Below are 12,976 nucleotides of genomic sequence, written 5' to 3'. Positions count from 1 at the left end.
TCTTTTTGTCACGGGTAACAAAATAGATACCTCATTATGATAAGTACGGTGAACCGTATCACAAGTGATGGTAAACAGAAAAATCGAGATAAATATTGAGATGAGTAAGCTTAAAAAGCTAGTTGAAATTAGAAATAAAAAATGATGAAATTTTTTTAGGGGGTTTCGCTCCTTAACATTTCACAATGACTTCTATCGAATAACGATTGCTTTGTTGGAATGTGCTTGGCACATACATATAGAGAAAACAGGAAAAAATTCTACTCTTATTCCAGATTCCCTTCATTGTCCATCGTATCGTGCTCCTTCCAATTATTTGTACGCAAATAACGGAAAGAACGGAATACTTGTGTAAGCTTAATAAAAGTTAATTAATAGGTTATAATTTGATGGTGCAAATTGTCACTTCCTTTCTAAGGTAGTTGTGTGTGATAACCTCAATTATCCTTAGATTTCAGGGGGGCAATTTTTTTGCTTATAAAGCCCTCAACAATAGGATTCTATAACTTATCTCTTATAAAAGTTTTGACAATACGAGAATGATAATGGGAGGGAGAATATGAATAGAAGGAAAGATATTTTAAATGCTTGGATTACTATAGAGCAACTATCCGAAGGTTCTATTAATAAAAAAGACAAATCACTAAAGCCTTTACATACAAAAGAGGAGGACTGGAATAAGTTTTTTTCAGACTTTTTAACTAAACAAAAAGAACAACAAAATGTATCAGATAAGTTCTTTAAGAAGTCGGGCTTAGTATTATATTTTGATATTTTCAATTTTCAAGAAGTTGTTGATATATTGAGGGAGAAATACAAGATTGCTAAAACTTACGAAGAAGTTAGTAACTCTGACAATTTCACCTTCTCTTTATATTTTGATAACCAATTAAATTTTATAGCAGACAGATTGTTCTATACGATGAGTGGTTATATCCACCGACATGGTGATTTTCCGAAAGATTTTTTAAAAGTTGAAAACTCATTTAGAGAAGATTTGAATAGGAAATTTGATGAGGATTTTAATACCACAATTTCTCAACTTTTACAAAAGTATAATGTTTCCATAGAAAACTTTCGCTATGCATTTGTGAAAAACTTGGATAATGGAGATGTAAATCTACATTCGTTCTTTATTGAAGATCTGAACAAAGCAAAGACAATCACTAATGAAAATTTAAATCGATATTTTAATGGCTTTTCTGGATATAGGCAAAATCTAGATGGAAAAAAAGAGTCAATTCATTTTAACTCCCATATTTTCGAGAAAATTATTTTACAACCTAAATTTTATCCGTTAGGACGTTTTCCAAGTAATCCTGATTTTGCGCTCTCATTCATGCAACAGGTTGCGGTAAATCTAGCTTTAAATGATGAAAATGATATTCGGAGTGTCAATGGGCCACCAGGCACAGGGAAAACAACACTGTTGAAAGATATTTTTGCTGATTTAGTAGTACAACAGGCAGCGGAAATTTCACAGCTTTCTGATAAAAGTATTCAAGGTAGTCTAGTTTATTGGCAAAGTGCTAAACTTGGTGTTTTACCGCATTCCATTTCAGATAAAAATATTATTGTTGCAAGTTCAAACAATGGGGCAGTCCAAAACATTGTTAAGGAGTTGCCAAAGAAAGAAAAGATTGCTGACGATTTTCAAAAGCAACTAGCGGAAGTGGATTATTTTAAAGATGTTTCTAATTCAAAATTAACCGGCGAAGGTTTCGGAAAGAATCGCGAGATTAAAAGTGAGCTTTTAAATGAGGAAAATTGGGGTACATTCTCGTTAGAAGGTGGAGCGTCAACAAACATTAGCAAGTTACTTTTAAACATTGAAGTAATTGAAAATGATTTAGAAGAAAATTATCAAGCGAATACAGGTGTATATCAAGAATTCTTACGTCTCTATGATGAATTAAAAATTGAAAGAGAAAAAATTCAAGAATATAGCGAGAAAATGTATTCTCTTCAAAAATTAAAAACTAATTATAAGGAGCAATCCATTACTTTTGAACAAGAAAAAAAGAAGAAACGAACAAATTTAATTTCACAGGAAAAAGAAGCGAAGCTTGAACTTGAAAGACTGATACAAGAAAGTGTAAATCTGCAAAAAGATTTATCGAATGTTTCCATTGAAATTAAAAATTTAACTGATGTACAAGCTCAAGCTGAAAGGAATTATGATGTAGTTACTTCACAGAAGCCAAGTTTTTTATGGTTTCAGAAAATATTTAATAAATCAAAAGTTGAGCAGTATTTCAAAAATCTCAATAATACGAATGATCATTTAAATCATATTTCTCAACAAAAAACTAAATTGTTATATGACCGCATGCAACTTGAAAATGGGTTAAAGGAAAATGCTACAAAAAGTGAGTATTCTCAAAAGCAAATTCAGGACACAAAAGCTGACTTCGACCGATGGATGACTACTCACCAAAATAATATTAAGAAATTGGAACAAGAAATTGCGTTATTGGAAAAACTCAAATTTCAAAGTGGCATAAAGGAACTGGATTTTTCACTATCATATGATGAACTCCAAAAGTCTAATCCATGGTTTACAAAGCAGTTCCGTATTTTGCAATCAGAGTTATTTATCTCAGCCTTAAGAGTTAGAAAGCAATTCCTATATGAAAACAGAAAAAGTTTGAAAGCGGCAAGGATTATTTGGAGTAAACAGTCTGAATACATTGGAAAAGAGAAAGGACATCAGTTAATTTCAGAATCATGGCAATGGTTGAATTTCACTATCCCTGTTGTCAGCACTACTTTTGCTAGTTTTGGTAGAATGTTTAAAAATCTTAATGAAAATTCAATAGGTAATCTATTCATAGATGAAGCTGGTCAAGCACTACCACAAGCTAGTGTTGGCGCAATTTTTAGAAGTAAAAAGGTTATGGTTGTTGGGGATCCATCACAAATAAAACCAGTAGTAACGATAGATTCAAATGTTCTGACCTTGATTGGTAGATATTACAAGGTTGATGAAAAATTTGTCTCTGCTGATGCGTCTACTCAAACAATTGTGGATGCCACAAGTCAGTATGGTTTCCAAAAAAATGCTGATGAATGGATTGGCATACCACTTTGGGTGCACAGGCGTTCGAACTATCCAATGTTTACGATTGCAAATGAAATATCGTATGATGGGTTAATGGTACAAGGTAAATCAAAAGAAGAGTCACAAGGAAAATCACAATGGTATGATTCAACTGGAAAAGCAAATGACAAATTTGTTAAAGAACAAGCTGACTTACTGAAAAATCTAATTGATAAACGTTTGCAGGAAAATCCAGATTTAGCCGACGAAATCTATGTTATATCCCCATTTAGATATGTGGCTTATAAACTTGCACGAGTTTTAGATGAAATTAACTTTACGAAACGAGAAAATGGTAAAGTGTCAAATGTTGGAACTGTACATACTTTTCAAGGGAAAGAAGCAAAAATTGTCTATTTTGTTCTTGGAGCGGACTCTAATAGCAGTGGTGCAGCAAGGTGGGCTGTTTCTGATCCAAATATGATGAATGTTGCAGCTACACGAGCTAAAGAAGAATTTTATATTATTGGTAATAAGAAATTGTATGGATCACTTGGTAGTGAAGTGGCAAATAAAACGATTTCGATTATTGACGACTATAATAGGTAATCAAATGAATATATAATGTATTGAATTTGCAAATCAACCCTGGTGAACCGTATCACAAGTGATGGTAAACAAAAAAATAGAGATAACTATTGAAATAAGTACTATTAAAAAGATCATTGAAACAAGGATGAGGATGAAGTTGATTAAGCTGAGGTCAATATTTAAAGACACTAAGTTACATTTTGAAGGAGTATAAATATAGATGGTGGTAAAAGAAAAGTATAATTTCCTGTTGAACTTTTACGTGATTGACTTTCTGATTTAGATTTAGAAGGATATTCACTAAAAATGGAGTAGTAAACGAGTTTTTACGACAAGCGTTAATTATAGGGATACGGAAATCTCCGATAAAAGGTTAAAAAGCATAATGAAATTACTTCCTAATGATTGGCAAGAGTTTATAAAACAATATTAATCTTGCTTCGAGCGGCATTCAACATCCGATAACAAGAGATTTACGCAACTTTGTGAATATGAATATAGTATGACGCTGCGTAAATCTCTAAACGTTAGCGGATATAAAATCTAGTTTATAGGAGGACTTATGAAGAGAAGAATACTTTATTATCCCAGTATTGATATTAGGGATGGAATATGGCTAAGGAATGCAATTTTGTATTGGGAAGAAGTATCTTCAATAATGCCATATCAGAATGATGATTACCAAATTTCACCTGAAGTGAGTTATCTAATGAATACGGGTCATTTCATACCTGCTAGACCCGATGATGTAATGTTTTCAAATATGTACGAAGACTTTATTGATGAAGTTCGAATAAGGTTTGATGAGTATAGGCCGCATCAAACGAAAGCTGGGAGAAGAGAATACATACATATGTCGAAAGTTGTACCAGACTATTATAGATTGCATGAATCAAAATTATCATCACATGTTATGGAGATGATCGAAGAAAAGTCAGAAATAATTAGAAGTGAGAATAATCAGTGGATTTCAGTAGATGCTCACCTAAGTGACATTTATATGTCAGTTTTAGCCAAGTATTTGGCTGCGATTAGCAGTGCTGATACGTCAATTGGTACTGATAGGATGTTTACACAGGATAAAATTTTCAAACCAGAAAGAAGTCTGGATGCTAACAATCGTCAATCGTTTCTTAATTACCAGTTCAATATTCTTCCAGTACCTAATATGGATGTCTCAATTGAAGACATTCTGTTGTTCAAGGAGAGACGTAGTGATGAACTTAGAAGACTTCGTATGGAGATAAACGAATTAGAAGGTAGATTACAATCTGCTGAGGATAGAGTACAGATTAAGAGGATCTGGATTGAATTTGAAGATAGACTTGAATCCAATGTAAGTGACTTGAATAGGGTAATGAAGGAATGTAGGTGGAATATTAAACATTCAGTAATGAATGGACTTATATCCATGTCTATGCCAGGCATAATGAGTACCGCTGAGATGTTCGGGGTATCCTTTTCTCCTGTTCAAAAAGGAATTGGACTGGCTTCTGGGGCTGTGTTATCAATTGGTTTATCAATTAAGGATATTGGCAACATACGACGTGAGGCTCTAGATAACAACCCATTTGCATATGTGTATCATGGAAGAAGGGCAAGAATGTTCTGATAGCTTCCGATTTTACTTCCGCTAAAAGCATGTTGACAACATTGATAGGGTATCGGAGGGATATCCACGTCGTCAACATGTGGAACGTTAGGCAAAATCCTCTCGAAGTAAGTGCTAATTACAAGTTAGTCTCTGGGGTTGCCGTGGTTTGCCAAGATACATAAAAGTTAATTATTGCTTATACAGGAAGAAGCATAAGCAGTTAACCAATGAAGAATATTTAAACTTAAAAGAGAGTATTAAGAAAAGGATTATTTTAATTAGTCGGGTTGAAGTTTTACCAAAAGAAATAAAAGCATTAAATTTTAGTTTGTTTTCACCTTATGGAGTTGAACTGATCGGTGCTAAGGTATATGACCCGAAGACGATGATGGGCATGTGAAGAAGACTTTGTTCCTGCTTAGAGGGAAGGCCCAAATATTGAAGTTGATTATTAAGTGGTATGGGAAAACTTCTTGAACAATATAGTTCAGATTTTGAAAGAATTAATTATAGAATTCGGGAAATTTTGAATGTTGGACATATTACTACAGGATTATGGTGATGGCGATTTGGTTAATGGGAAATAACCCCAGAATGCCTGGTGGAAATAGTTTTGCTGTTTTGGAAAAGCAGTAGCCGGAGTGGTTTTCGTATAGTGCAAGTCCCTAGAGCTGAGCCGGCGGACTTCGCCTAAAACTGGGTAGTGAGGTGTTAGAGTGATTTTAATCAACTTATATGGGAAAATTGAACCCATAATATTAAGCGAAAAATTAGGTGTTGGAATATCAAATCTTTATGATGAATGGTTGACTGGAATCGTTGATGACTTGAAAGAAGAGATGCTTTTAAGAGAGCATTTTCTTGAAACAAGTAAGAAGTACAATTTTGGTGATTTTAAAGTTTCCCAGTATGAACCTGAGAAGATAGTTAGCAATGCAAATTGGACTGATGTACTTGATGGGGATGTTGATTACTATTTACAAGTAATTGCTAGTAATTTAGTGCAATTAGAAGTATTAGACTTTGATAAGTCCCTGCTACAATTAAAAAACTCTCATTTAGATAGCCCAACATGTGAAGTTCAGTATCCGTTAAAATTTATTAGATTTTGCCATATTCTAACTACATCAAGGAGTGCTAGAACTCATTGTGATACTAATATTCCTTTCATGACATATAACCCTGATGATCTCAGATCGAAACCACTGATTTTGAACTTTGCATCTAGTATGATAAATAGGGAAAATTATTTAATTGCTTATTATGAAAAAGCAATTAAATCAATGAAGTATGTAGGAAAGCTGATTGATAATTTTCTTGAAAGTGACAGAGATTTTTGGATTTTTGATTACATAGTTAATTCTATAAATGAATCTGAAGATTATAATGCATATTATTTATTTAAGATCATGTCATTAATCGAAATGTTAATAATAAACCCGAATAGTAACGGGAGAACACATGGAGAATTAGAAAGAAAGCTACCTAGATTTTTACGGAATGAACTTAACGACTATGAGGATAGAGAGTTATTTTGTCAAATTGCTAGAAAATTGAGAAATAAAATTGCACATGGCGACTTTGAGGCGTTTCAGAAATTGTTGGAAGAATACAGAGCGAATTTCATGAAGGATTTTTTGTATGATGAATTTGAATATAGTGTTGAATCATGGACCATTAATTCTATCTGCTTAAGCTTAAAGAGTGCGTTAAGTGAGATTCTTTTTGAGTTTTTTAGTAATAAAGAGGGTTTTAAAAGGTTCCAGAATTCTTAGCTGCACTTTGACTTACGTCTTCTATTTCACCTAACACTGAGTTACGCAGGGTGCGGGGAGCATGTTTCAAGGGAGAGAACAGCGTACCACATCCCTTCACCGGGAACGAAGTTCCGTCAAAACGGTCTATCTTTGGGGGTCCGGCTCGGGGACGTCGTAAACACGGAAACGTTAAACAAAATTAGTGTAAAGTGGAACAGTATGATTAGCAAATATAAAGAAAGATTAAAATATCCTTGTTGTGGATACCCTACGTTATATGAGCAGGGATTATATGGAGTCAAGGGGACGGTTCCAATGACTCATTTATATTATCAATATAAAACCGCAGTAACAGAGATACGCTGAACCGTATCACAAATGATGGTAAATAAGAAATTAGAATTTACAATTCAGATAGAAAAAATAGAGGGAATTAAAAAACATTCAAATTAAATATATTCCAAAAGAGAAAGGACAAATGTTCTTCCTCTTTTTTTTTAGATTTAATTATAAGGAATCGTTCCTAGCTAAAATAACAATTTATAAGCAGGTAATGATTTATAGAATGCTAAGATAGAAACTTGATATTTGTTATTGAGGTCCAAAAAGCAATTGTAAATGACTAACTGCTTTTAATAAAAAGTTAACAAACATAACAAATTGTTTAAGTTCATCGATTCTATTAGGATTTTATATTTTATTTTTGTTAAAAATGTTTTGGGTAAATTATCAAATAAAAATTTTATTAATGGTAAAATGGAATAATATGACCTATTTTGTCAAAGATTGTAGATTCGATTTTAGATATAATCAGAGGTATATGGGTATTTGGCTTTATATAAGAAGCAGGATATATGGTGAATATTTGCTTAAAAATAGCTAGGGGTTTTACATAAATCAAAATAAGGGAGTTTTAAAATGGGAAATACAGATGTTCCAGCTAGTCTAGCAGGCTACTTTTATCAATTATTACTTGCTTGTAAAGAGTTAGTTATATTAATAAATAATCATGAAGATATAAGTAATTATGTCGCTATTGAAAAAGGTTCAGATATAAAGGTATTTACGAAAAATGACGTTTGTATAGAAGCGAAATTTTACAGTGATACTTATTTTACTAGGAATCATAAGTCTATTAAGCATACAATTTACAATTTCTATAATGACTATCAAAATCAATTAAAAAAAGGAAGCAGCCCTAACGAATATATTTATAGAACCAATGTACCAGTGTCAAACGCGGATAAACAATTTTTTGATTTTTGGAACAATAAAACTATAACCAAATATGATGATTATATTAATTTTGTTAAAGAGAGTATTTTAAGTGATTCAATCAAAAGAAAACCTTATAGTGATGCTTTTAATGAATACAAGAAAAGGGCAAGTGTGCATCCAAATAAAAAAGGAGATGTATCTTTTTCTATTTACTATAATGCCTTACTAGAAGATCTTAAGAATGGGAAAGAAAATTATTCCGATTTTGCTGATATTTTAACGGACAAAGACATTATCAAATTTATTGACACTATAATATTTGATTTTGGAACGAAGAGTGTTACAAAACTTTATTCTATAAATGAAATCTACAATGATATAAACACTGAGCTTAAGAAGCACGATTCAACACTGGGCGATGAAGATTGTATAAGAATTAGGAATTGGTTTATTGAAAGGTTTTTTGAAACCATCTCTGATTCTATAAATAACGGTATATCGGTGAAGGATGCTTTACAAGAAGTCACGAATCATAAGAATCTAAAAATAAAATATTTAGAAGACGAAAACTTTATCGAATTTAAAAAGGCAATTGATGAAAGTATAGAAAGCTTTGGATTAAGAATAGAAAGAACTAACCATAAAGAAGAGTTGGACAATCTTTCAAATATTCTTATTAAGTTTAAAGAGAAATTTTGTAATGAGATTGAAAAGCAATCAGTGAAAGAAGTTGCAAGTCGGTATGTTCTAGGTTCATATCCTCGGTCTCCTCATCTAATTATGGACATGTTAAAGAAAATGAGTGTGGCTGTAAATTTTAGCGGGGAAGAAATAAAAATAAACCTAGATATTGATAACTTAAGGGGAATCAATAATATTGCATTAAATAATTCAAAGCAGTTTACTCTTAAAGGAACAGACAACAGTGACTTAAATCAATATGCGGATCTTCTAATTATGGAATTTATTAAAGATACTCAACATAAATTTTTAAGTAAAGTTGATGGCGAAGAAACTGTTGTCTTTGCAACTAAAAGTAAACCTTGTAAGTTTGCTAAAGAAAGTTTAAATAATTTAATTATTGATAGTGCTCAAGTTTTTAATAATGTAATGTATCAACAATTATTCATGTCAATGGAATACAGATGTACAGAATGCTTAGAATTTGGTGAATGTGTAGAGGATACTAAAGCGTCTGTCCAACGCTTTTTAGTAGGAGGATGTCATGGAGGAACTCTTTAATACCTTAAAAATAAATTACAGAAGAATAAAACTAAATGATGATATTACTGGTTATCTAACTAATGCAAACAAAGATAAAATTTTAATTTGTGTTGAAGTTACTTCAATTGAAGAACTCACAACTATTACTAATTTTATCCCCCAAAATAGTAAGAAAATTGCAGAAGTTCTCGATCAAGATAGAGATAAAGAAGTTGTAGATAATAAAATACCTATCTCCAGATTTTTGTGGGATATGTATTTGGTAGGCTTTCACAAAATTACTGAAACGGGTCCCTTTGACCCTATTAAAGTTTCTGATATTCAAAGGGACCGCTTTGTAGCCCGCAAAATTATAATAGAATATACATCATATGAAGAATTACTTGAGGAATTTAGGAAGACCATATTTCCACATACAGAGCTAGACATGTGTTTAGAAAAAATTGAAAAAGTTAATAGTGAAATGATTTCAGAAATAATTAAAGACGTAGATATTAATGAGAAAGAACATATAGAAAGCGTAGATATTTTTGATTTTCTTGATGAAATTGCTAAAGCTTTAGAAAAAGGTGATTAAAATTGTTGATTAAAACAGTTAAAATAAAGAATTTTCGTGGATATGGAATCAATGCTGATGATAAAGAAGGCTTTTATGTTTTTGATTATTTAGATAGCAATTTTGTTTTACTCAGTGGATACAATGGTTTTGGAAAAACATCTTTTTTTGAAGCAATTGAATGGTGTCTAACTGACAAAATTAGGCGATTAGAAAAGTTCGAGGAGACATATCATGTAAACGACCTCAAAAGAGCCCAATACCTTAAATTTCATAATAGTCTAGATAAACAGGAAAGAAAAATAGAAGTTGAGATTATTTTCGACAATAATATTAAAATCTGTAGAACAAGTTATAGTACATCTCACTTTGCCGGTAATGGGGATAATTATGATTCTGAATTGAGGATTTTTAATGGGAATGATGAAATTGAAGATGTTACCAATGCAACAATTTTTAAGTTATTAATACCGGATATTGAAGATTTAGTATCTAAAGTTAGTGAAGTTGAAAGTAAAAAAGAAATTAGAACATTAGAAGCTAAATATGCAAATACTTTTTTAAATACGAATATGTTGACTCAAGAAAATTTAAGTTTTTTTCTGAGGTCTACAGATCCAAATGAGCGAAGAAGTATGTTTATGAAGTTGTTAAATTTAAGTGATATTGATTCTCTATATAGCAGAACAAGTTCAATGCGTAGAGGAAAAAGTTTTTCAAATAAAAAAAGAGAAATAAGTGATAAAATAGTTGAGATTTCTGAGTTCTTAGAAGGAATTAGCAGCTTTTTTAAATTAAAAAACCTGGGTAGTATTGAAGAGTATATTTCAACAATTAATAATAGAATTGAGAACTTTTATAAATATATTACTGAAAACGAGATTAAAGTCGAGTCTTTTGACAAATTGTTTTCATTATTACCGGTGACCTTAACAAACTATGCAGAGTTTATGATTGAGACCGAAAATAATAAAGATATAGTTCTTAAAAGTATAGATAAATTTCAAAAAAACAATTCAGAATTAAGTATTATAAAAGATGAAATAAACAAACTTTTGTTACTTAAAATAGGCTTAGATATTCAAAAAAAAATAGAACAAAGCCAGTTATTAAAAGATGCTGATTATACGTATTTACTAAAAGAAGAGAAAGAACTTATTGGAAAATTAGAAAGTATAAACAATAGAAGAGGAATCAATACAGAAAGAATAAATCAACTTTCGACCTTCCTAATCGACTTTTCTGAATATAGGGGGACAATAGATGATGAAAACCTACGAATTAAGGAAAATTTATGGGAATTACTTTTATATTTAAAAGAAATAATCATTAAATTCGACCAATTCTTAGTTGAGACTCTTCCGGAGAATGTTAGTCCAAATAAAATTAACTCTGAAGAAGTTGTGGATATTTATAAATTGAGGACAAATTATGAGGATTTAGTTAAACAACTTGATGGAGTAGAAAAAGAATTAGCCATTTTAGAAACTGAATATAGTACTAAATCTACCGTAAATGAACAAAACTTAGAAATGTTAAAACACGTAAGGGGTTTCATAGTAGAAAACAGTAAAGACATTACAGAATGTCCCGTATGTTTAAATTCAAACTTTGATACTAAATCAAGCGAAGATTCAACTGCAAGTCATATTTTATCTATAATTAACAGCTCAATATCGGCAGGTAATGATGGACTAAGGGAATTATCACAACGTATTACAAACTCAATGTTGTTACGTACAAAAATAAATGAATCAATCGAAACGGATTTCATTACGGTTATAAGAGAAAAATTACAAAATATATCAAATAAATATATGCAGAATTACGAATTAGTAAATGGATACTTAACGGTAATAAATACTGAACTTGAATTAGAAGAGGAGAAGTTTAAAAAGCAAACAGCAATAATAGTTGAGGATAAGAATAGATATGAAGAATGCTATAAAGCAGTATTCAAAACTGATCAAGTCCCGGATACAATTAAACTGGAAAATTTAATAAGTCAATTAGATAAGATTAGTGAAGAAAAAGAAACTTGGTATATAAATAATAAAGACATATTGGGATTTAGCATTATTCCTAATAAAGAAGAAATTGAACAAAAAATAGTATCTATAAAACAAAGAGATGGGATGGTGCGGTATTATCCTGACAACTTAGAAAGCTTACAAAGTGAAATCGATCAGTTAATAAGTCTGATAAATTTATATAAAGAGTCATTAAAGTATTTAGAAGAGGTAATAGAAATCAAGCTAAATGATAATTACTTATCTAAATTGCAAAAGTATAACGAATTTAAGCTAGAAGAGAAAGAGCTTAATAGCTCTCTAGAACAAATTGAAAAGTACGAAGAGGCATTAAAAAAGTTACATGAAAATCTTATTGAGGCACAGAAGAAAGCTGTACAAAATCAGTTAAGTAATCACCCAATAATTACTTGGATATATGAATCAATAAACCCCCATCCTTTCTATAATAAGTTAGTTATTACAAGTGAAGAAAACGGAACTAACTTTAAAAATAGCGATTCAAGTGTTAACTTGGACCAGATATTTAGTTCTGCCCAACTAAATATACTAGCTTTAAGTATCTTCCTAGGATTAGGTCTATCACAAGAATACAGTAATATTAAACAGCTTTTTCTAGATGACCCAATACAGAGCATGGACGATGTAAATATTTTAGCTTTTATTGATGTATTAAGAGCTATCCTTGATTCGAAAAGTAAGCATAAGAAGATTATTCTATCTACTCATGATGATAACTTTGCAAAGTTACTATCGATTAAAATGAGAAACCGTTCTTTTGTGGAATATAAGTTTAGTAGTTATGGAATTGAAGGGCCAATTATCGAGAGAATTACCAATTAATTCATTTTATTATAAATTCATAGCTCTTGATGGTTTAACCTTCAAAGGTTTAAAAACATATTAAAGACTTAAGAATCAAAAGCTCATGAAGGTACAACCTTCATGAGCTTTTTAAATAATATC

The 12,976-nt window shown here is 31.1% G+C and carries 7 protein-coding genes; all 7 read left to right on the top strand.

Annotation, left to right across the window (positions count from 1 at the left end; all coding sequences use genetic code 11):
- The first annotated feature begins 559 nt into the window (after positions 1–559).
- The 7 genes from K8L98_RS24680 (at position 560) to K8L98_RS24650 (ending at position 12,853) form a co-directional block, all read left to right on the top strand.
- Positions 560–3,649, top strand: a complete 3,090-nt coding sequence (locus tag K8L98_RS24680) for an AAA domain-containing protein (RefSeq protein ID WP_223438806.1) — start codon at positions 560–562, stop codon at positions 3,647–3,649.
- Between the two features lie 544 nt (positions 3,650–4,193).
- The gene (locus tag K8L98_RS24675) at positions 4,194–5,243 is read left to right on the top strand and encodes a DUF6236 family protein (RefSeq protein WP_223438805.1); all 1,050 of its coding nucleotides are present in this window, start codon (positions 4,194–4,196) and stop codon (positions 5,241–5,243) included.
- A 148-nt stretch (positions 5,244–5,391) separates the two neighbouring features.
- Positions 5,392–5,625, top strand: a complete 234-nt coding sequence (locus K8L98_RS24670; protein WP_223438804.1) for a hypothetical protein — start codon at positions 5,392–5,394, stop codon at positions 5,623–5,625.
- 316 nt (positions 5,626–5,941) lie between these two features.
- Positions 5,942–7,000: a hypothetical protein gene (locus K8L98_RS24665; protein WP_223438803.1), complete on the top strand. Its 1,059-nt coding sequence runs from the start codon at positions 5,942–5,944 to the stop codon at positions 6,998–7,000.
- Positions 7,001–7,900: 900 nt separating this feature from the next.
- Positions 7,901–9,442 (top strand): transcriptional regulator, encoded by a 1,542-nt coding sequence (locus K8L98_RS24660; RefSeq protein WP_223438802.1) that lies wholly within the window; start codon positions 7,901–7,903, stop codon positions 9,440–9,442.
- On the top strand, positions 9,426–10,001 hold the full coding sequence (locus K8L98_RS24655; RefSeq protein WP_223438801.1) for a hypothetical protein: 576 nt from the start codon (positions 9,426–9,428) through the stop codon (positions 9,999–10,001). Before K8L98_RS24660 ends, K8L98_RS24655 begins: the two co-directional genes overlap by 17 nt.
- A gap of 5 nt (positions 10,002–10,006) precedes the next feature.
- Positions 10,007–12,853 (top strand): AAA family ATPase, encoded by a 2,847-nt coding sequence (locus K8L98_RS24650; RefSeq protein WP_223438800.1) that lies wholly within the window; start codon positions 10,007–10,009, stop codon positions 12,851–12,853.
- Positions 12,854–12,976: the final 123 nt, after the last annotated feature.

The organism is Metabacillus dongyingensis (assembly GCF_019933155.2).
Classification (GTDB): Bacteria; Bacillota; Bacilli; order Bacillales; family Bacillaceae; genus Bacillus_P; species Bacillus_P dongyingensis.
This window is presented reverse-complemented; position numbering and strand designations above follow the sequence as displayed.

Coding starts and splice junctions, on each gene's coding strand:
- K8L98_RS24680 (WP_223438806.1), top strand. CDS start 560: ATGAATAGAAGGAAAGATATTTTAAATGCTTGGATTACTATAGAGCAA.
- K8L98_RS24675 (WP_223438805.1), top strand. CDS start 4,194: ATGAAGAGAAGAATACTTTATTATCCCAGTATTGATATTAGGGATGGA.
- K8L98_RS24660 (WP_223438802.1), top strand. CDS start 7,901: ATGGGAAATACAGATGTTCCAGCTAGTCTAGCAGGCTACTTTTATCAA.
- K8L98_RS24655 (WP_223438801.1), top strand. CDS start 9,426: ATGGAGGAACTCTTTAATACCTTAAAAATAAATTACAGAAGAATAAAA.